The organism is Ancylobacter gelatini (assembly GCF_022601675.1).
GTDB lineage: Bacteria > Pseudomonadota > Alphaproteobacteria > Rhizobiales > Xanthobacteraceae > Ancylobacter > Ancylobacter gelatini.
In genome coordinates, this window is the sequence record NZ_JAKVIL010000014.1 from 26,165 (window position 1) to 45,386 (window position 19,222).

The 19,222-nt window shown below is 68.2% G+C and carries 18 protein-coding genes and 1 tRNA gene; 15 read left to right on the top strand and 4 right to left on the bottom strand.

Going from position 1 to position 19,222, the window contains the following annotated elements:
* Positions 1 to 62: 62 nt before the first annotated feature.
* Together MKI84_RS19535 and MKI84_RS19540 are read left to right on the top strand one after the other, a co-directional pair.
* Positions 63 to 548, top strand: coding sequence for a cytochrome b (locus tag MKI84_RS19535; protein WP_241621936.1), 486 nt, complete (start codon positions 63 to 65; stop codon positions 546 to 548).
* Positions 548 to 1,582 carry an esterase-like activity of phytase family protein gene (locus tag MKI84_RS19540; RefSeq protein WP_241621937.1) on the top strand — a complete coding sequence of 345 codons (1,035 nt, stop codon included), beginning with the start codon at positions 548 to 550 and terminating at the stop codon, positions 1,580 to 1,582. Before MKI84_RS19535 ends, MKI84_RS19540 begins: the two co-directional genes overlap by 1 nt.
* A 4-nt stretch (positions 1,583 to 1,586) precedes the next feature.
* Here MKI84_RS19540 and MKI84_RS19545 read toward each other — a convergent pair whose 3' ends face one another.
* Together MKI84_RS19545 and rpmB are read right to left on the bottom strand one after the other, a co-directional pair.
* Entirely contained in the window at positions 1,587 to 2,213 is a 627-nt protein-coding gene (locus MKI84_RS19545) for a queuosine precursor transporter (RefSeq protein ID WP_241621938.1), read from the bottom strand.
* 3 nt (positions 2,214 to 2,216) lie between these two features.
* A complete protein-coding gene (gene rpmB, locus MKI84_RS19550) occupies positions 2,217 to 2,507 on the bottom strand; it encodes a 50S ribosomal protein L28 (RefSeq protein ID WP_241621939.1) in 291 nt (96 codons plus the stop codon).
* Positions 2,508 to 2,807: 300 nt separating this feature from the next.
* Here rpmB and MKI84_RS19555 point away from each other — a divergent pair, with 300 nt between their 5' ends.
* The 6 genes from MKI84_RS19555 (at position 2,808) to MKI84_RS19580 (ending at position 10,016) form a co-directional block, all read left to right on the top strand.
* The gene (locus MKI84_RS19555) at positions 2,808 to 3,653 is read left to right on the top strand and encodes a DUF3108 domain-containing protein (protein ID WP_241621940.1); all 846 of its coding nucleotides are present in this window, start codon (positions 2,808 to 2,810) and stop codon (positions 3,651 to 3,653) included.
* Between the two features lie 215 nt (positions 3,654 to 3,868).
* Positions 3,869 to 7,144, top strand: coding sequence for a helicase-related protein (locus tag MKI84_RS19560; RefSeq protein WP_241621941.1), 3,276 nt, complete (start codon positions 3,869 to 3,871; stop codon positions 7,142 to 7,144).
* Positions 7,145 to 7,150: 6 nt separating this feature from the next.
* The gene (locus MKI84_RS19565; protein WP_241621942.1) at positions 7,151 to 7,453 is read left to right on the top strand and encodes an RNA-binding S4 domain-containing protein; all 303 of its coding nucleotides are present in this window, start codon (positions 7,151 to 7,153) and stop codon (positions 7,451 to 7,453) included.
* A 98-nt stretch (positions 7,454 to 7,551) separates the two neighbouring features.
* On the top strand, positions 7,552 to 7,887 hold the full coding sequence (gene fdxA / locus MKI84_RS19570; protein ID WP_241621943.1) for a ferredoxin FdxA: 336 nt from the start codon (positions 7,552 to 7,554) through the stop codon (positions 7,885 to 7,887).
* Between the two features lie 375 nt (positions 7,888 to 8,262).
* On the top strand, positions 8,263 to 8,874 hold the full coding sequence (locus MKI84_RS19575) for a CarD family transcriptional regulator (protein WP_241621944.1): 612 nt from the start codon (positions 8,263 to 8,265) through the stop codon (positions 8,872 to 8,874).
* A gap of 254 nt (positions 8,875 to 9,128) precedes the next feature.
* The gene (locus MKI84_RS19580; RefSeq protein ID WP_241621945.1) at positions 9,129 to 10,016 is read left to right on the top strand and encodes an RNA polymerase factor sigma-32; all 888 of its coding nucleotides are present in this window, start codon (positions 9,129 to 9,131) and stop codon (positions 10,014 to 10,016) included.
* Positions 10,017 to 10,025: 9 nt separating this feature from the next.
* On the opposite strand, the gene MKI84_RS19585 is transcribed toward MKI84_RS19580, so the two are convergent.
* Together MKI84_RS19585 and MKI84_RS19590 are read right to left on the bottom strand one after the other, a co-directional pair.
* Entirely contained in the window at positions 10,026 to 11,543 is a 1,518-nt protein-coding gene (locus MKI84_RS19585; RefSeq protein ID WP_241621946.1) for a M48 family metalloprotease, read from the bottom strand.
* A complete protein-coding gene (locus MKI84_RS19590; RefSeq protein ID WP_241621947.1) occupies positions 11,540 to 12,427 on the bottom strand; it encodes a thermonuclease family protein in 888 nt (295 codons plus the stop codon). Before MKI84_RS19590 ends, MKI84_RS19585 begins: the two co-directional genes overlap by 4 nt.
* Before the next feature lie 184 nt (positions 12,428 to 12,611).
* Here MKI84_RS19590 and MKI84_RS19595 point away from each other — a divergent pair.
* From MKI84_RS19595 to MKI84_RS19625, 7 genes are all read left to right on the top strand, one after another.
* A tRNA-Arg gene (locus tag MKI84_RS19595) sits at positions 12,612 to 12,688 on the top strand.
* Positions 12,689 to 12,944: 256 nt separating this feature from the next.
* The gene (locus tag MKI84_RS19600; RefSeq protein WP_241621948.1) at positions 12,945 to 14,102 is read left to right on the top strand and encodes an ABC transporter substrate-binding protein; all 1,158 of its coding nucleotides are present in this window, start codon (positions 12,945 to 12,947) and stop codon (positions 14,100 to 14,102) included.
* A 59-nt stretch (positions 14,103 to 14,161) separates the two neighbouring features.
* Positions 14,162 to 15,349, top strand: a complete 1,188-nt coding sequence (locus MKI84_RS19605) for a YncE family protein (RefSeq protein ID WP_241621949.1) — start codon at positions 14,162 to 14,164, stop codon at positions 15,347 to 15,349.
* 126 nt (positions 15,350 to 15,475) lie between these two features.
* Positions 15,476 to 16,663: an isochorismate synthase gene (locus MKI84_RS19610; RefSeq protein ID WP_241621950.1), complete on the top strand. Its 1,188-nt coding sequence runs from the start codon at positions 15,476 to 15,478 to the stop codon at positions 16,661 to 16,663.
* Entirely contained in the window at positions 16,660 to 18,282 is a 1,623-nt protein-coding gene (locus tag MKI84_RS19615) for a (2,3-dihydroxybenzoyl)adenylate synthase (RefSeq protein ID WP_241621951.1), read from the top strand. Before MKI84_RS19610 ends, MKI84_RS19615 begins: the two co-directional genes overlap by 4 nt.
* Before the next feature lie 2 nt (positions 18,283 to 18,284).
* Positions 18,285 to 18,935, top strand: a complete 651-nt coding sequence (locus MKI84_RS19620) for an isochorismatase family protein (RefSeq protein ID WP_241621952.1) — start codon at positions 18,285 to 18,287, stop codon at positions 18,933 to 18,935.
* Positions 18,932 to 19,219: a phosphopantetheine-binding protein gene (locus tag MKI84_RS19625; protein WP_241621953.1), complete on the top strand. Its 288-nt coding sequence runs from the start codon at positions 18,932 to 18,934 to the stop codon at positions 19,217 to 19,219. The genes MKI84_RS19620 and MKI84_RS19625 overlap by 4 nt, the downstream gene beginning before the upstream one ends.
* The last annotated feature ends 3 nt before the right edge of the window (positions 19,220 to 19,222 follow it).

Here is a 19,222-nt window from a genome sequence, read left to right on the forward strand (position 1 = left end):
GCGGAACCGCCATTTCCGTTACGATGAACGCAGATTCGCAACCAGCCTCGGGCAGGCACGGCATGACGGAACATTACGATCGGGTGGCGCGTACCCTTCACTGGCTGGTGGCCGCGCTGGTGCTGACGCAATTCGCCACCGGTTGGGGCTGGGGTTTCTTCGAGCGCGGCTCGGACCCGCGCTTCTACCTGTTTCGCACGCATCTCTACTCGGGCTATGCGGTGCTTGCCCTTGCGGTGCTTCGGGTCGGGTGGCGGCTCACCCATCGCGCGCCGCCCTTGCCGGCGGGCATGTCCCGCCTTCTGGTGATCGCCTCGCACGCCACCCACGGGCTGCTTTATCTCGCGATCCTGATCCAGCCCGTGCTGGGGCTCGTGACGATTTCCGCCCTGGGCAAGCAACTGGGCTGGCCGGGGCCGACCCATGTCGCTCTCGCCTATGTGATTGCGGGTATCGTCGTCCTTCATGTCAGCGCGGCGCTCTGGCATCACTTCGTGCGTCGCGACGGGCTGATCCGTCGCATGCTGCCGATGCGGGTGGGCGGGTGATGGGTAACGCCAGAGGGATACTCACACGCCTGCGCCGCCGGCTGCTGGCCGCCGGGGCCGGGGCCTGCCTCATGGCTGGCCTTTCGGCCATGAGCCTGCCGGCGATGGCCCAGGTCGGGCCGATCGTGGTCGAGTCGCAGGCGATCGGGCGCTTCGATGCGTCCGGCAATAACCGCCTCGGCGTGCTGGAATTCAAGGGCGGCCTGGTGCTGAGCTCGTCCAGCCAGGATTTCGGCGGCATCTCCGGCCTCAGCATCGCCCCGGACGGCGCTGGCTTCCTCGCCATCACCGATCGCGGCAACTGGCTCTCCGGCACCATCCGGCAATCCGGGGACGCGCCGATCGGCATGACCGGCGTCACGCTCACCCCCATGCTCGGGCCGAACGGGCGCACGCTGGCCTCGCAGGGCAGCGGCGATGCCGAATCGCTGACCCGCAGCCCGGAAGGCTATGTGGTCGGCGTCGAGCGCCGGCACGGCATCTGGCTGTTTCCCGGCGACCAGCCGCTGACCGCGCGCGGCGAGCTGATCGTGCCGGGCGGGGTGTTCAAGGCGCTGGGCGCCAATGAGGGCGTCGAGGCCCTTCTGGTGCCGCCGCCCGGAAGTCCCTATGCGCTGATCGCGGTGGGGGAGGTCGATGCGGGCGATCCGACGAGCCTGCCGGGCTTCCTGTTTTCCCCGCTGCGCGGGGGCGGGCTGGCCGGCACCTTCACCATCCAGCGCACCGACGAGTTCGCAGCCACGGACATGGCGCTGGCCGATGACGGGCGGGTCTATCTGCTGGAGCGGCGCTACGACATGCTGCGCGGGGTGGCGATGCGCATCCGGCGCTTCGCGCTGGCGGACATCGTGCCCGGCGCGCGGCTGGCCGGCGAGGTGCTGATCGAGGCCAACCGGCTGGCGTCGATCGACAATATGGAGGCGATCGCCGTGCATCGCGGCATTGCGGGTGAGGTGATCCTCACCCTGATCTCCGACAATAATTTTTCGCTGCTGCAACGCACCGTGCTGCTGCGCTTCGCCGTCCTGCGATAGGCGCTCAGGCGGCCGGGCGCTGCGGCAGCGCGCTGCCCCAGGGCTTGAGCCAGCCCATCAGCGCGCCATAGGGGATGAGCGCGACCAGCGCGCAGGCCAGCTTCACCAGGAAGTCGAAGAAGGCGAGGCCCATCCACAGCGGCACGGTGATGCCGGTGAGCGCGTAGGTGACCGGGAACGACATGTCCGGGTCGCCGGCAAAGGCGAGGGAGAAGAACAGGATGGTGTCGAGCGCCGAGCCGAACACGCTGCCGGCGAGCGGCGCATGCCACCAGCTCAGGCGGCGCAGGCGGTTGAACACGCCGATGTCGAGCAACTGGCCGAACAGGAAGGCGGTGCCTGAGGCGAGCGCGATGCGCGGCGTCGCCAGTCCGATCGACAGCGCCACGGCGAGCGCGAAGCCGACATAGACCACCTGCCGCGCCACGGCCGGGCCGAAGCGGCGGTTGGTCAGGTCATTGACCAGGAAGGCGAGCGGGTAGGTGAAGGCACCCCAGGTGAGAATTTCGTTGAGGCCGAAATGCTCGACAGGGTACTGCACAAGCACGTTGGAGGCCGCGACCACCACCATCATGCCGATGACGGGTATCGCGAGCCTCGACAACGAGACAGGAGTTCCGGCGATCTTCATCGCTCAGGCGGCGACGACGCTGGCCTTCTCGACCGCGCGCTTCAGCTCGACGGCCTTCTGGGACAGCTCTTCCGAGCGTGCCTTGAGCAGGAACGCATCGAGGCCGCCGCGATGATCGACGGTCCGCAGGGCATTGGCGCTCACGCGCAGCTTCACCGACCGCTTCAGGACATCGCTGGTGAGCGTGACGTTCACCAGGTTCGGCAGGTAGCGCCGACGGGTCTTGCGGTTGGAGTGGCTCACGAGATTGCCGGTAAGAACCGCCTTCCCGGTAAGTTCGCACCGACGCGACATCGTGGAATTCCTTAAGGTTCGTGGGCCGGCCGCGCCGCAGGACTGGGTTCAGTCCGACGATCCGCATCCGGCATCGGTCAAAATTGAGTGCGCTCCTATAAGGAAGGCGCCATACGCCGTCAAGGCCGTTGCCGGCGCCCGGCTGTGCCCGTCCACACGCGCCACAGCCGCCGCACACGCCCTTGTGCGCGGGCGGCCACAGTTGTGCCGCCTTCCAACGTCACCCGATCGATATTACACATTTCAATCGCGGCGTGGCGAATCGGCACGCGGCCGCATGTTGAGGGAATCGGCTCCGCCATGCAGCGTTTCGGCCTCGGAGCAGTTCTGGCGCTGATCGGCGCCGGTGTCGGACTGGGCGCCACGGGCGCCGCGGCCGACGGTCGGCTGGAAGCGCGCTATCGCCTGTCGCTGGGCGGGCTGGAACTCGGCCGCGCCGCCTATCTCCTCGAGGTGGACGACAAGGCTTATGTCGCCTCCGGCAGCGCCCGGCTGACCGGCGTGGTGCAGGCGGTCTCGTCCGGCAAGGGCGCGGCCGGCGCGCGCGGCGCCATCGACCGCGGCACGTTGCAGCCCCGCTCCTTCGCCATGGAGGCCGAATCGGACCGCAAGAACGAGGCGATCCGGCTGGTGATGAGCGGTGCCGCCGTCACCGACATGTCGGTCGAGCCTCCGGTCCTGCCGGCTCTGGACCGCGTGCCGGTGACCGAGAAGGACAAGAGAAACATCTTCGATCCCATGACCGCGACGCTGATCATGGTGCCGGGCACGGACAATCCGCTATCGGCCAAGGCGTGCGGGCGCACGCTCTCGATCTTCGACGGCCGCCAGCGCTACGATATCGAGCTGATCTTCGACCGCATGGACAATGTGAAGGCCGAGAAAGGCTATGCCGGCCCGGCCGTGGTGTGCCGCATCGCCTACCGGCCGGTCGCCGGCCACAAGCCGGATCGCAAGTCGGTCAAGTACATGATGAACAACAAGGATATGTTCGTGTGGCTCGCCCCGGTCGCGGGCACGCGGATGCTGGTGCCGTTCCGCGCCCAGGTCGCCACCCTGCTGGGCGTCGCCGAACTGGAAGCGCAGAGCTTCATCACCGAGCCGACGGTGGGACGCAAGGCGGCGGCCTCGACCACGGGCCAGTGACGGCCGGCTTCCGGCCGCCGGCGCGGCGACAGATCGCCTCTCCCGATTGCACCCGGCGCATGAGGCGCCACATGAGAAGGGCGCCGCCACGTCCGCTCCCGCCGCGCCCCGCCACGATCCGGGACCGCGGTCCGAACCGCCGCATCTCGAGTCGCCGATCGTGAAAACCTTGTGCTAGACAGGTCGGGTCACCGGCCCGACGGACAGATCATCGCATGAATATCGCCGCGCCGCCGGCCAATGTCCTTGCCCCGACCGGAAAGCCTCTGCCGCCGCACATGCGGGCGCGCGGCGTCACCGCCGTGCTCGGGCCGACCAATACCGGCAAGACCAGCCTCGCCATCGAGCGCATGCTCGGCCATTCCTCGGGCCTGATCGGCCTGCCGCTGCGCCTGCTGGCGCGCGAGGTTTATGGCAAGCTGGTCGAGCGCGCCGGCGAGCACAATGTCGCGCTGATCACCGGCGAGGAGCGCATCAAGCCGGACAATCCCCGCTACTGGGTCGCCACCGTCGAGGCGATGCCGCGCGATCTCGACGTCGCCTTCGTGGCGCTCGACGAAATCCAGATCGCCTCCGACCTTGATCGTGGCCATGTCTTCACCGACCGCATGCTGAACCGGCGCGGGCGGGAGGAGACGCTGCTGCTGGGCGCCGCCACCATGCGCCCGTTGGTGGAAAAGCTCCTGCCCGGAGTCAGCATTCTGGTGCGCCCGCGCCTGTCCAATCTCACCTTCGCCGGCGAGAAGAAGATCACCCGCCTGCCGCGCCGCTCGGCCATCGTCGCCTTCTCGGCCGATGAGGTCTATGCCATAGCCGAGCTGATCCGCCGCCAGAGCGGGGGCGCGGCCGTGGTGCTCGGCGCGCTGTCGCCTCGCACCCGCAACGCGCAGGTCGAACTCTACCAGAACGGCGATGTCGATTACCTCGTCGCCACCGACGCCATCGGCATGGGGCTCAATCTCGATGTCGACCATGTGGCGTTCGCGGGGAATGTGAAGTTCGACGGCTGGCAGTACCGCCGGCTCAATCCGGGCGAACTCGCGCAGATCGCCGGCCGCGCCGGGCGGGCGCAGCGCGACGGCACCTTCGGCACCACCGGACGCTGCCCGGCCTTCGATGCCGAACTGGTGGAGCAGCTGGAAGCCCACCATTTCGAGCCGCACCGCGTGCTGCAATGGCGCAACACGGCTCTCGACTACGCCTCCATCGACACGCTGCACCGCTCCTTGAGCATCCCGCCGCGCGAGGAGGGCCTGACCCGCGCGCCCACCGCCGACGATGTTCTGGTGCTGGAAGCCATGGCGCGCGACCCCGAGGTACGCCGCCATGCGAGCACGCCGGCGGGGGTCGAGCGGCTGTGGGAAGCCTGCCAGTTGCCCGACTACCGGAAGGTGTCGCCAGCCTCGCACAGCGACCTCGTGGCGAGGGTCTATGACGACCTTATGCGGTTCGGGAAGCTCTCTACCGACTGGTTCGCTAAACAAGTGGCCTTGGCGGACCGAGCGGAAGGTGACATAGACACGCTGTCGGGGCGCATTGCGCAGGTCCGTACCTGGACCTTCGCGGCGAACCGGCCGGACTGGCTCGAAGACCCGGAACACTGGCAAGGTGTCACGCGGCGTGTGGAAGATAGACTTTCCGACGCGCTTCACGAACGGCTGACCCACCGTTTCGTGGACCGTCGGACCAGCGTCCTGATGAGGCGCCTGCGAGAGAACGCAATGCTGGATACAGAAATTACCAAGACCGGCGATGTCGTCGTCGAAGGCCATGTGATCGGCCATCTGCTCGGCTTCCAGTTCGCGGCCGACGCTTCGGCGGGCGGACCGGAGGCGAAAGCCCTGCGGGCGACCGCGCAGAAGGCGCTGGCCGGCGAGATCGAGTCGCGGGCGGCCAAGCTTGCGGAAGCGGCCGACGATGCCTTCGTGCTCTCGGCCGACGGCACGCTGCGCTGGGTCGGCGACCCGGTCGCCAAGCTCATTCCCGGCGACGATGTGCTGACGCCGCGCCTCAAGATCATCGCCGACGAGCACCTCACCGGCGCCGCCCGCGACGGCGTGCAGGCGCGCATCGATCTCTGGCTCAAGTCCCATATCGAGAAGCTGCTCGGCCCGATCATGGCGCTCGGCCGCGCCGAGGACATTGCCGGCATCGGGCGCGGCATCGCGTTCCAGCTGGTGGAATCGCTCGGCGTGCTGGAACGCCACAAGGTCTCCGAGGAAATGAAGAGCCTCGCCCAGGAGGCGCGCGCGGTGCTGCGCGGCCACGGCGTGCGCTTCGGTGCCCACCATATTTACATTCCCGCGCTCCTGAAGCCGGCGCCGCGCGCGCTGGCCGCCCAGCTCTGGGCGCTCAAGCATGGCGGGCTGCAGCAGAAGGGGCTGGACGAGCTGCCCCATCTGGCGTCCTCCGGCCGCACCTCGATTCCGGTCGACCCGGAAATCCAGAAGGGGCTCTATCGCGCGGTCGGTTTCCGCGTGGCGGGCGAGCGTGCGGTGCGCGTCGACATCCTGGAGCGCCTTGCCGACCTGATCCGTCCGGCCCTGGCCTGGCGTTCCGGCGCTCCCGGCGAGAAGCCGGCGGGTGCCGTGGAGGGCGGCGGCTTCACCGCCACCGTCGCCATGACCTCGCTGGCGGGCTGCGCGGGCGAGGACTTCGCCTCCATCCTGCGCTCGCTCGGCTACCGCATGGAGCGCCGGCCTGCCCCGGTCGAGGCCCCGGTGGTCGCTGCCGAGGCGCCCGCCGAGGTTGCGGCCGAGACCGCCGCGGTCGAAGGCTCGCCCGATGAGACGCCTGCCGTGCTCATCGCGGTCGAGCCCGTTGGCAGTGACCCGGTGTTCGACCAGACCGTCGAGCCGGCTGTCGAGGTGGTCGAGCCGATCGAGGCGCCGGCCGACGCCGAGGTGGTGCTGATCGAGGTGACGCCGGCCCCGACCTCCGATGTCGCGTTCGACCAGACGGTCGAGCCGGCGCTGGAGACCGCCGGTGCCGAAGTGGCCGAGGCTGCCGCCGATTCCGCCGTCGGCGCCGCCGTTTTGGCCGAACCGGCGATGATCGAGGTCTGGCGCCCCGGCCGTCCCACCGGCCAGCAGCGTTCCGGCCATCAGCGCCAACGTGGCCCGCAGAACCGCCCCACCGGCGATGCCGCCCAGCCCCCGCGCGAGGCACGCGCGCCGCGGCCCGAGCGCACGGGCGCGGAAGCTCCCCGGCCGGAAGGCGAGGGCGCGGAGCGTGGCCGCCGGCCGTTCCGCGACGAGCGCCGCGACCGCAAGGGCGGCCCGCAGGGCGAGCGCACCGAGCGCGAGCCGCGCAAGGACCAGAACCGCAATGCCGGCCGGCCTCCGCGCCCGGCGCAGGACCGTTTCAACGCGCCGCGCCAGGACACGCGCCGCGACGAGCCCCGCCGCGACAAGCCGGTCGATCCCGATTCGCCGTTCGCCGCCCTGCTCGCGCTGAAGGCGCGCATGGAGGCGGACAAGAACGGCGGCTGAGCCCGCTTGGGTCCCGCCGGCACCGGTGAGGGGCGCCACCGGCTCGACCTGTGGCTCTGGCACGCGCGGGTGGCCAGTACCCGCACCGCCTGCGCGGGCCTGGTGAAGGCGGGCCGGGTGCGGCTCAACGGCGCGCGCATGCTCGCCCCCGGCCATTCCGTGCGCCTCGGCGATGTGGTGACGATCGCGCTGGACGGCCGGGTGCGCATCCTTGAGGTGGCCGGCTTCAGCGCGCGCCGCGGCGATGCCAAGGCGGCGGCCGAGACCTATATCGACCTGACCGACGCGCCGGGCAGCCATGCCGACTGAGCGGGAATGGTGCCGGGGATGTGCCTTGCGCCGCAACGGGCGGTGCGCTACGGGAGAGCCGCAGGCTAAATTACATGCCCTGCACGGAGACTGGATGAATGACCTACGTCGTCACGGATAATTGCATCAAGTGCAAGTACACTGACTGCGTGTCCGTTTGCCCCGTGGATTGCTTCTACGAGGGCGAGAACTTCCTCGTCATCCATCCGGACGAGTGCATCGATTGCGGCGTCTGTGAGCCGGAATGCCCCGCCGAGGCGATCAAGCCCGACACCGAACCGGGGCTGGACAAGTGGCTGACGCTGAACGCCGACTACGCCAAGGTGTGGCCCAACATCACCGATCGCAAGGACCCGCTGCCGGACGCGAAGGAATGGGATGGTGTAGCCGATAAGCTACAGTATCTTTCTCCCGAACCGGGTAAGCAGGACTGACCGCACGGCACCTTCTGCGTCGTGCTGGCAAGCTCACCGGGCGTCGCGGCTGCAAGGCCTGCGGCGCGCTGCGGTGCGGCAGTGTTTTGATTTCCCCACATTTTGTGTTATAAGCTCTTTCGTGCAGTCGATTGGGTTTGTCATGGTGCGACGCTCCTCTGCCGGAGCGGCTTCCCCGGAATTTTCATCGGGTTTTCGTCTGACACGTGGCTTTGGCCATGTGGCGGTGTCGCTCACGTTTTCCATTGTCGGCTGAAGTACGGCTTCCTCATCCGTGGAGGCCGGGGTGTTTCTTGTACCTTCGGCATGAGCCGGGGGCGGCCCCCCCGAGGTAGCGGGGCGCCGGAAGAACCGAGACCCAGGAGCAGGCACAGCATGTCGTCGACGAAGAAGCCGTCCAATATCCGCCAGGGTTTCAAGACGGGCGAACATATCGTGTATCCGTCCCACGGCGTTGGACGTATCATGGCGATCGAGGAACAGGAAGTCGCGGGCTTCAAGCTCGAACTGTTCGTCATCAACTTTGAAAAAGACAAGATGACGCTGCGTGTGCCGGTTCCCAAGATCGCCTCCGTTGGCATGCGCAAGCTCTCCGAGCCGACCGTCCTTAAGAAGGCGCTGGAGACCCTCAAGGGCCGCGCCCGCGTGAAGCGCACCATGTGGAGCCGCCGCGCTCAGGAATATGAAGCCAAGATCAATTCCGGCGATCTGGTCGCGATTTCCGAGGTCGTGCGCGACCTCTATCGCTCCGACGCCCAGCCCGAGCAGTCTTACAGCGAGCGCCAGCTCTACGAGGCCGCGCTCGACCGCATGGCGCGCGAGCTCGGCGCGGTGGAGAACCTCACCGAGACGGAAGCGGTCAAGATGATCGAGACCAATCTGCTCAAGGGTCCGCGTCGTCTGGGCAAGGGCGAGACGGATGCCGATCTCGCCGATGGCACCGATGCCGCCGATGCGGAGACCGAGACCGAGGAAGCCGCCGCCTGATTGCGGCTGGTGTGCGCCGTATCCCGGCTTGTGCCCGATCCTGATGAAAGCCCGGCCTCGCGCCGGGCTTTTGCTTTTCCTACGCCCGGTCGTCCGGGCCCGCTTTCCGCGCCCGTTACGGCATTGGCTGCATTGCTGCCCTAACGGAAACATTCGTGTGGAACCTTGCCTAGCCTCGCGCGTTGTTCCGGCTGGTTGCGCAGCGTGAGCCAGGCAGCTCGCTCATGCGCGAAGCGGTGTGAGGAGGGGCGCACATGGATGTTCGGCCTGGCCGCGAGGGCAGCCTTCTCGACGCGGCGCTGCGTGCGCCGCTTCTGGCCCGCGAGGAAGAGTACGACCTCGCCCGCCGCTGGCGCCTCGACGGTGACCAGCAGGCGCTGCATGCGCTGGTGCGCTCGCATATGCGGCTCGCCATGGCGATCGCCCGCCGTTTCCGGCACTACGGTCTGCCGATGCCCGATCTTGTTCAGGAAGGCCATGTCGGCCTGCTTGAGGCCGCTGCCCGCTTCGATACCGCTCATGAGGTGCGTTTCTCCACCTATGCGACCTGGTGGATCCGTGCCTCGATCCAGGATTACGTGCTGCGCAACTGGTCCATCGTGCGCGGCGGCACCTCTTCCGGTCAGAAATCGCTGTTCTTCAATCTGCGCCGCGTACGGGCCGCGCTGGAGCGTGCCCATGGCGGCTCCGGCGAAAAGCTGCCGCGTGAGGAGATGCAGCGCTCGATCGCTACCGCGCTCGGCGTCGAGCCCGTCGAGGTGGCGCGCATGGATGCCCGGCTTTATGCGCCCGACCTCTCGCTTAATGCCACGCTCGGGGCCGGCGACGAGGAAGGCTCCGAGCGCATGGACCATCTGGTGGCCGCCGACCCGCTGCCGGACGAGGAGGTCTCCAGCCATATCGACGGCGAGCGGCGTGGCCGCTGGCTGCGTTACGCGCTGAAGGCGCTGAACGAACGCGAAATGCGCATCATCAAGGCGCGCCGGCTGAGCGAGGAGGGCGAGACGCTGGATTCGCTCGGCGCGCGGCTGGGTATTTCCAAGGAGCGGGTACGACAGATCGAAAGCCGCGCCATCGAGAAACTGCGCATCGCGCTCACCCAAGGCCCCGGCGTGCCGCGCGGTGCTTTCGGGCCGGCGTGAGTCGCCCGCCTATTCGGAGATGATCTTCACCTGTTCGCCGTAGGGCAGCTTGGCGCCGCGCGCCAGCCCGTTGATGATCAGGAAGCGGTCCAGCGCACGGTCCGGCACGTCCATCCGCGCGGCAAGCTTCTCCGGCGTGTCGGTCAGCCCCACCGTGACGATGCGCAGCCGTAGCGGCTTCACGTTTTCCGCCTCCTCGATGGAGACGCGCCGGAAGGTTTCGGCCGCCGCGCGGAACTGGCGGTCGAGTTCCGGGGTGAGGTCGCGCGCGGCGAAGATCAGCCGGTACACATCGCTGCCGAAGCGGATGGCAAACATGCGGAACGACCATTGCTCGCCGCGCGCCACGGCGGTGGCGGCGGGAAAGCCGTTGAGCACGAGACTTTCCACCGAGGAGATTTCCACCCCGTCGATCCAGCCCGAGGACAGATACTGGCCCAGGCTCTGATCGCCGGTCACGCGCACGGCGTCGAGCCGCAGCGCCTCGCGACCGGAGGACGACGCGCCGAGCACAGCCTGCGAGGTGTTCTCCAGCGTAAAGCCCTGCGGCGCCGTAAAGGTGAAGCCGAGCTTGGGGTGAAAGAAGCGGCTGCCGCGGATGAAGCCTTCCTTGGGGTCGTCGCCATAGACCAGCCCGTCCAGCGCGGCCAGATACTGTTTGCGGTCGCGCTCTCCGGGCTTGTCGGGCGAGGCATATTCGCGGGCATTGGCCATGACGATGGAGATGCGCTCGGGCGTCGCCGGATGACTCGCGAGAAAGTCGGCATTGTCCGGTGTCGAGGTCTGGCCGATCGAGGTCGATTTCAGGGAGGACTGTTCGCCCATCACCGTGAGGAAGCGCTCGGCGCCGTAAGGGTCGAAGCCGGCGCGCGCGCTGATGCCGACGCCGATGGCGTCCGCCTCCAGTTCCTGCCCGCGCGAGAAGCTCGCCAGCGAGATTCGGCTGCGGGCCAGCGCGAGGGCGCCGAGATCGGAGTCATTGACCACGTCCGAGATCACGCGGCTGACCAGCACCGCCTGCTTCATCTGGTCTTCGCGGGTGGCGGCATGGTTGGCGATTACATGGGCCATCTCATGAGCCAGCACCGAGGCGATCTCGGAATTGTCGGAGGCCAGCGCCAGCAGGCCGCGCGTGATGTAGAGCGAGCCATTGGGAAGGGCGAAGGCATTGATCGCCGGAGAATTGAGGATGGTGACCCGGTAGCGCTGGTCCGGCCGCTCCGACGCCGCCACCAGCCGGGTGACGATGCTCTGGATCAGAGCCTGCAGCTTCGGGTCGCCGTAAATGCCGCCATAGGAGGCGACGAGGCGCTCATGCTCCTTGCGCTGGGCCGGGGTGAGCATTTCCTCCAGCGCCAGCTCGGCGGAGGCGGAAGCCTTCGGCTCACCGGGCTCGTTGAGGCTGGCGCAGGCGGCGGCAAACAGCGAGATGCCAGCGATGAAGGCGAGCGAGATCGAACGGCGCAGGCGATAACCTGACCCGCGCGCCGCTTCCGGCCGAGTCTCCTGCCGTCCTGCCGTTCTCACCGGTCCCCCGCCTTCTGTCCTTCCCAAACGTCGTCTACCGCCGCGATCTGCTCGATCCAGCGTATGTCGATCGCCGGCCCGCCATCCTCGACGACCGGGCCGCGAACCGCGACCCGCCGTCCGGCGACATCCGCCAGCGCAATGCCGCGCTGCGTTAAAGCGCGGCTGACATCCTTTTCCAGCCGAACCGTGGCGTCTTTGCGCCAGACCACGCCGAAATTGAGATAATCGACCACGCGCCCGGTTCCAACCGTCAGTACGCGACCTGCCAGGATCGTGAAGCGCCCGCGTCGCTCGTTTAGCGCCGCGATATTACCGGCCGCGAGCGGCAGATGCGCCCACAGCCCCTGACGGCCCTGCCGCGCCGGGCGCTCGGCCTCGGCAAAGCTGTCCATGCAGCCGAGAAAACCGGGCTCCGGCCGTGCCACGGCAAGGCCGTCCGCCAGAAGTGCGGCTTGCAACGCAATGGATGCCTGCCCGTTTTCAGCATCAAGGCGCACCAGGCCGGCGTGCCGGCCATGGCGGTCGGTGCCGGCCCCGGCCTGCGCGAGGCTCGCCATCCGGCCGGGCGTCGTGCGGCCGAGGAAAGCGGCCATCGCCGCCTCTCCCCCGGCGGCGTCTATGGCGGCGAGCCGCACGAGGCGGGAATCCTCCAGCACCAGTTCCCCGGCGTCGGTGACCCCCGTGACGCGGCCAAGCGGGCGGTAATCATCCGGGCATGGCGTGGCGGCAAGAGCGGGCAGGGCGGTCATCAGCAGGGCGACGAGGCCGGTGATCGTCGCGGTGCAGGCACGCAGCGAAGCGGCGGCCCGATGCGGCGCGCCGGGAAAAAGCGGGCATCCTGTCAGCCGGCTTGCGGCGACGGTCGATGACGGCAGTCCCATCGCGCCTCGATCGCTCTGCTATTTCAACGACATCCATCATACAAGAATGCGCCGCGCGCGCCATCCGCCCATGGAAGGGAGCGCCGGTGCGTGCCGGGATGCTTGCCCGTGACGACGATTCGCTTCATACGCTAGGAAGCTGTCCTGCCCCTGCGCCGGATAGCGGGGAAGTCGAGGCTTCCACCTCCCGGTAGCTCAGCAGGATAGAGCACAGGTTTCCTAAACCTGGGGTCAGGGGTTCGAATCCCTTCCGGGAGGCCATTTCCGCCCCCTCAATGCGCCCGGTCCAAGTGCCGCACCGGCATGACACCATCTCCTGTCCGAGTCGCCGTCATCAGCGGCGGCCTTGCCTTGGGTAAGGTTTGTGATCATTACTTTAAGTAATTCCAAACAGGCTTATGGCTATAATCAGATTAGACTAATTAAAAACAAACGATTACAGATTGTTTAGTTGACGGTCTGGGTGCAGAAGGCGGATAGCCATCTTCACTGTCGATCACCGTCCACGAAGTTCTCCATGATGCGAAGCCGAGCGGATCGTTCATCCAGCCGTCTGTCCTATGTCTGGACGGCTTTCGCCCACCGTTTCGCCGGAATCGTTGTCGCCGCGTTGGTGCTGTGCCTGCTGTCGGCCGGCGCGCGCGCGCAGGTGACGCTGACCGACGTTACCGGGCGCGAGGTGACGCTTGAGAAGCCGGCGAGCCGGCTACTGATCGATGACGGGCGTTTCCTCGTCGCGCTGTCGCTGGTGCATCCTGACCCGGTGAGTGTTCTCGCCGCCTGGCCGCGGGACATCAACCGCATCGGCAAGCGGACCTATGAGGACTACCGCGCGAAGTTCCCGGCGATCGATTCGCTGGCCAAGGTGGCGAGTTCAGCCGGGGCGCTTTCCGTGGAGCAGGTGGTGGCGGCGCGGCCGGACCTCGCCGTGTTCTCGCTCGGCTCGCAGCCCTCTGACGAGGAGCGCGCACGCATCGAGGCGGCGGGCATCCCGGTCGTGGTCATCGATTTCTTCACCCATCCGCTGACCAATGTTGAGCCGAGCCTCACCCTGCTCGGCAAAGCCACGGGACGCGAGGCGCAGGCGGCCGACTTTCTGGCCTTCCGCCGCGCGCAACTGGATGCGATCACCGCCAAGGTGGCGGCGCTGCCCGCGGACAAGCGCCCGCGCGTCTTTCTGGAGCCGCACGCGGCCATGACGGCCGATTGCTGCAACTCGCCGGGCCGCGGCAATGTCGGCGACATCATCGAGATGGTGGGCGGCACCAATATCGGTGCGGCGGTGATCCCGCGCGCCTTCGGCAAGCTCAATCTCGAATACGTCATCGCGCAGGACCCGCAGGTCTACATCGCGACCGGCGGCAGCCACATGGAAGGCACGGCCGGGCTGCTGGTCGGGCCGGAATACAGCGCCGAGCGCGCGCGAGAGACGCTGGAGGGCGTGGTGTCTCGCCCCGGCTTCTCGGGCTTCGACGCGGTGCGCGAGGGGAGGGTGCATGGGCTGTCCCACCAGCTCCTCAACTCGCCGCTCGACGTGCTCACCGTCGGGCTGCTCGCCAAATGGGTCCATCCCGAACTCTTCGCCGATCTCGATGTCGAGGCCACGCAGCGCGCGCTGAACGAGCGGTTTCTCGCCGTGCCGGTGACGGGCGCCAACTGGATCGACCTCGACTGATGCACCGACCGACGCGCGCCCCCGCGCCGCGTCCCCCGCTTTTCCAACGGAGAAACGCCATGCCGACCACTGCCCGTCCTGTACGCCCCAGCTTGCGCGGCCTGCGCAGCCTCGTCCTCGCCGCCACCGCGCTGGCGGCCTTCAGCGGCGCCGCGCTGGCGGATCCCGAATTCGTGAAATCCGTCAAGCCGGGCTCGGGGCTCTACGAGCTGGTGTTCAGCGCGCCGATGAACCGGGTCTATGTCGCCGCTGCCGGCACGCGCGGGTCCACCGATACCAGTGTCGTCGCGCTCGATCCGGCGACGCTCGAGGTCAAGGAGACCATCTCCCTCGGCGACGATCCGGTCTTCGGCCTCGGCATCAACAACAAGACCAACACGCTCTACGGCACCCAGACCCGCAACGGCACGATCGCCGTGGTCGACCTCAAGGCGGGCAAGGTCGTCGCCACCATCGCCAAGGAGGACAAGGCCCATGTCCGCCAGATTGCGGTCGACGAGGCGGCGAACCGCGTCTACGTCTCCGTCACCGGCCGCCGCGACACGCCGAGCTCGGTGTGGATCATCGACGGCGCGACCAACAAGGTCGTCGACAGCGTTGACGGGCTGACCGGCTCCGTCACCGGCCTTGCGCTTGATGCCAAGGGCAACCGGCTTTTCCTCTCGGGGCTGGACGGCAACGAGGTGCAGGTGGTCGATCTCGCCACCAAGCAGGTCACCAAGCGCTTCCCGTCGGGCGGCGAGGGGGCGATCAACGTCGCTTATGACGCGAGCGGCGATCAGGTCTTCGTCGCGAATCAGGGCTCGGGCGAGGTCGTGGCGCTCGACGCCAAGGACGGCAAGATTCTCAAGCAGATCCCGACCGGAGAGGGCGCCCTGTCGCTGGCGATCGATCCCGAGCGCAGTCTCGTCTATGTCACCAACCGCCGCGCCGGCTATGTGACGCTGATCGATACCAAGACGCTGGATCCGGTCGCCAACGTCAATCTCGGCTCAATGCCGCAGACCGTGACCATCGATGTCGCCACCGGCAACGCCTATGTCTCGTCCAAGATGAAGTCCGCCATGCGTCCGCGTCCGCCCGCGCCCCCGGCTGGCGCGGCTGGCGCGGCCGGTACGCCGCCTGTCCAGCCGGCTTCCGCGCCGGCGGCGGGTGCGCCTCCTGCCGGCGCTCCCGGCGGCGAGCGCGCGCGTCCGGTGCCGATGGTCGACCCCTTCGGCGATACCGTGACCCTGATCAAGCCCTGATCCGGCCCGTGCTTCGCCCCTCACGGGGGCGAGCCTGACGCTCTCCCGCGTCCCGTCTCCGACGGGGCGCGTTCGTCCCGAACAGGAACCCTGCCGATGACCGCACCTTCCAAAGGAGCGATGCGCATGCGCGATGCCGGAACGCAGGCGCGCTTTGCGCCTGCCCTGCCTTTCGCGCTGGTATCGGATCGCGAGACGGTGGTCGGCCGGGGCTGCCTCGGCGTGCTTCCCGCCGGCGAGCGCCCGCTTGGCGAGCGGGTGGGGGACTGGTTCGCCGCTCATCCGAGCGCGCGGCTGCTGGTCGGCGCGCTGCCTTATGACCATCGCAGGCCTGCCCATCTGTTCCAGCCGGCCGAGGTCTCGCGCAGCGCGAGCCGCGCCTGCTTCGCCGCCGCCTTTCCCCCGCCAGCGCTCGTGCCGGCCGCGCCGGCTGCCGCGCCGCGTTGGACTGCGCAACCCGAACCATCGCTCGCCCGCTACCGCACGGCTGTGGCCGAGGCGCTCGCGATGATGGCGCGTGGAGAGGACGGGTTGCGCAAGATCGTGCTGTCGCGCAGCCTGCGCCTGAATTCGGACCGGCCGGTGGACGCCAGCGCCCTGCTGCGCCGGCTCGCCGAGGACCATCATGCCGTGGCGTTCTGCGTGCCGCTGCCGGGCGAGCGCCCCCGCGCGCTGGTTGGCGCGACGCCGGAACTGCTGATCGACAAGAAGGGCGCGGCCATCGTCTCCCATCCGCTGGCCGGCTCCGCTCGGCGCTCGCGCGAGAAGGTGGCTGACGAGGCGGCGGCGCGCGCGCTGCTGGCTTCCGAGAAGGACAATCGCGAGCATCAAGAGGTGGTGAGCGCCATTCTTGACCAGCTCGCGCCCTATTGCACCGAACTCGGTGCGCCGGAGGGCACCCAGCTCACCGCGACCAACAGCATGTGGCATCTCGGCACCCGCATCACCGGGCGGGTGCGCGATGCCGCGATGCCGTCGGTCGACATCGCCGCGCTGCTGCACCCGACGCCCGCGGTCTGCGGCACCCCGCGCGCGGCGGCGGACCGGGCGATCGCGGCGCTTGAAGGCTATGATCGCGGCTTCTACGCCGGCGCGGTCGGCTGGTGCGACGCATCGGGCGATGGCACCTGGCATGTCGCCATACGCTGCGCCGAAATTGCCGACGCCGAGGCGCGGCTCTATGCCGGCGCCGGAATCGTGCCCGGTTCCGACCCGCAGGCCGAGGGCGACGAGACCTCCGCCAAGTTCGCCGCGCTGCTGCGCGCGCTCGGCATCGACGAAGACGGGCACCCTCTGCCGGAGGATGCGGCGTGATCCCGCTGACGCAGACATGGCCGGCCGAGTTGGCCGCGCGCTATCGCGAAAAAGGCTATTGGCGCGGCGAGACCTTCTCCGCCCTGCTGCGCGAGCGGGCGACGCGCTTTGCCGGGCATACCGCCGTGGTCGCGGGCGAGACGCGTTGGAGCTATGCCGAATTGCTGGCCCGCGCCGAACATCTGGCGGGCGGTTTCCTGTCGCTGGGGCTGAAGCCCGGTGACCGCGTGGTGGTGCAGCTTCCCAATATCGCGGAGTTCCTCTCCGTGGTGTTCGCCCTGTTCCGGGCGCGGCTGGTGCCGGTCTATGCGCTGCCCGCCCATCGCGTGGTGGAAATCGCACATTTCGCCCGCACGGCGGAAGCGCGCGGCTATGTGATCGCCTCCAGCCATGACGGTTTCGACTACCGGGCGCTTGCAGCGCAGGTGCAAAACGAGGTGCCGGCGCTGGAGCATATCGTGGTGGTGGGCGAGCCGGGCCCATTCGTCGCGCTCGACGCGCTGCCCGCCTTCACCGGCGCGCTGCCGGAGGACGCCGACCCGTCCGATGTCGCGTTCCTGCAGATTTCCGGCGGCTCGACGGGGCTGTCCAAGCTCATTCCCCGCACACATGACGATTACATCTACTCGTTCCGCGCCAGCGCCGAGATCTGCGGGCTGACGCCGGAGAGTGTCTATCTGGTCGCCCTGCCGGCCGCGCATAATTTCCCGATGAGCTCGCCCGGTTTCATGGGTGCGCTCCATGCCGGCTCGACCGTGGTGATGAGCCCGTCGCCGAGCCCGGAGATCGCCTTTACGCTGATCGAGCGCGAGCGGGTGACCATCACCGGCCTCGTGCCGCCGCTGGCCCTGCTGTGGCTCCAGGCCGCGCCGGGCTCGAAGCATGACCTGTCCTCGCTCCAGGTCCTTCAGGTCGGCGGCGCCAAATTCATGCCGGAAGCTGCGCGCCGGGTGCGCCCCGTGCTGGGCTGTACGCTGCAGCAGGTGTTCGGCATGGCCGAGGGGCTGGTGAACTATACCCGCCTCGACGACCCGGAAGAGACCATCGTCACCACGCAAGGGCGGCCCATCAGCCCCGACGACGAGGTGCTGATCCTCGACGACGCCGGCCATCCCGTGCCCGAGGGCGAGCCCGGCAACCTGCTCACGCGCGGGCCCTACACCATCCGCGCCTATCACAATAATGATGGCGCCAATGCCCGCGCCTTCACCCCCGACGGCTATTACCGCACCGGCGACATGGTGAAGCGCACGCCGGAGGGTTATCTCGTGGTGCAGGGCCGGGCCACCGACCATATCAACCGCGCGGGCGAGAAGATTTCGGCGGAAGAGATCGAGGATCATCTCCTCGCCCATCCGAACGTGTTCGATGCCGCCGTGGTGTCGCTGCCCGACGAGTTTCTCGGCGAGCGCTCCTGCGCCTTCGTGATCGCGCAGGGCGAGAAGCCGAAGGCGGCGGCACTCAAGGCGTGGATGCGCACGCGCGGCCTCGCCGACTTCAAGGTGCCCGATCAGGTGGTGTTCGTGGATGCGTTCGAGACCACCGCCGTCGGCAAGGTCTCGCGCAAGGAGCTGCGGGCCTCGCTGCGCCGCCGCTTCCTCGAACAGGCGGAGGCGTGAGAATGGCTGACGCCAAACCGGGCCTTCCCGTCATCGGCACCTATGAGCTGCCGCGCCCGGACGAACTGCCCGCTCCCCGCGCGCCCTGGGTTCTGGAGAAGCACCGCGCGGCGCTGCTGGTCCACGACATGCAGAACTATTTCCTGCGCATCTACCAGCACGATGCCGAGCCGATGCGCACGGTTCTCGTCCAGGTCGCGGCGCTGATCGCGGCGGCGAGGGCGGCCGGCGTGCCGGTGTTCTACACCGCGCAGCATGGCAACCAGGACCGGCGGGACCGCGGGCTTCAGGCCGACCTCTGGGGGCCGGGCATGAGCGATGCGCCCGAGCACCAGCCGATCCACGAGGCATTGACGCCGGCGGACGGCGACTTCGTGCTGGTGAAGCACCGCTACAGCGCGTTCCAGCGTTCGAATCTCGAAACGCTGATGCGCGCGCGCGGCCGCGACCAGCTCGTCATCTGCGGCGTCTATGCCCATATCGGCTGCACGTTGACCGCCGCCGACGCCTTCATGCACGACATCGAGCCGTTCATGGCTGCCGACGCGCTGGCCGATTTTTCCCGCGAGAAGCACGACCTCGCTTTGAAATATGTGGCGGATGTCTGCGGCGTGCCGCTCGCCACCGAGCAGATTGTGGAGCTGCTGCGATGAGCATCGAACCCGGCGATATCCAGCGCATCGTCACCCCGGCCGTCCCGGTGACCAGGGAGAAAATGCGCGCCGACATCGCCCGCATGCTGCACGAGGACCCGTCCGAGATCGGCGACGAGGACAGCCTAATGGATCTCGGCCTCGATTCCATGCGCGCCATGAACCTCGTGCTGGCGTGGAGCGAGGGCGGGCTGGAACTGGAATTCGCCGAATTCGCCGAGAACCCGACGCTGGCCGGTTGGTGGGCGCTGGTCGAGGCCCGGCAGAACACGCGCAACGGCTGAGGT

Coding starts and splice junctions, on each gene's coding strand:
- MKI84_RS19535 (WP_241621936.1), top strand. CDS start 63: ATGACGGAACATTACGATCGGGTGGCGCGTACCCTTCACTGGCTGGTG.
- MKI84_RS19560 (WP_241621941.1), top strand. CDS start 3,869: ATGAATATCGCCGCGCCGCCGGCCAATGTCCTTGCCCCGACCGGAAAG.
- MKI84_RS19590 (WP_241621947.1), bottom strand. CDS start 12,427: ATGGGACTGCCGTCATCGACCGTCGCCGCAAGCCGGCTGACAGGATGC.
- MKI84_RS19605 (WP_241621949.1), top strand. CDS start 14,162: ATGCCGACCACTGCCCGTCCTGTACGCCCCAGCTTGCGCGGCCTGCGC.
- MKI84_RS19610 (WP_241621950.1), top strand. CDS start 15,476: ATGCGCGATGCCGGAACGCAGGCGCGCTTTGCGCCTGCCCTGCCTTTC.
- MKI84_RS19575 (WP_241621944.1), top strand. CDS start 8,263: ATGTCGTCGACGAAGAAGCCGTCCAATATCCGCCAGGGTTTCAAGACG.
- rpmB (WP_241621939.1), bottom strand. CDS start 2,507: ATGTCGCGTCGGTGCGAACTTACCGGGAAGGCGGTTCTTACCGGCAAT.
- MKI84_RS19555 (WP_241621940.1), top strand. CDS start 2,808: ATGCAGCGTTTCGGCCTCGGAGCAGTTCTGGCGCTGATCGGCGCCGGT.
- MKI84_RS19540 (WP_241621937.1), top strand. CDS start 548: ATGGGTAACGCCAGAGGGATACTCACACGCCTGCGCCGCCGGCTGCTG.
- MKI84_RS19600 (WP_241621948.1), top strand. CDS start 12,945: ATGATGCGAAGCCGAGCGGATCGTTCATCCAGCCGTCTGTCCTATGTC.
- MKI84_RS19620 (WP_241621952.1), top strand. CDS start 18,285: ATGGCTGACGCCAAACCGGGCCTTCCCGTCATCGGCACCTATGAGCTG.
- fdxA (WP_241621943.1), top strand. CDS start 7,552: ATGACCTACGTCGTCACGGATAATTGCATCAAGTGCAAGTACACTGAC.
- MKI84_RS19625 (WP_241621953.1), top strand. CDS start 18,932: ATGAGCATCGAACCCGGCGATATCCAGCGCATCGTCACCCCGGCCGTC.
- MKI84_RS19545 (WP_241621938.1), bottom strand. CDS start 2,213: ATGAAGATCGCCGGAACTCCTGTCTCGTTGTCGAGGCTCGCGATACCC.
- MKI84_RS19580 (WP_241621945.1), top strand. CDS start 9,129: ATGGATGTTCGGCCTGGCCGCGAGGGCAGCCTTCTCGACGCGGCGCTG.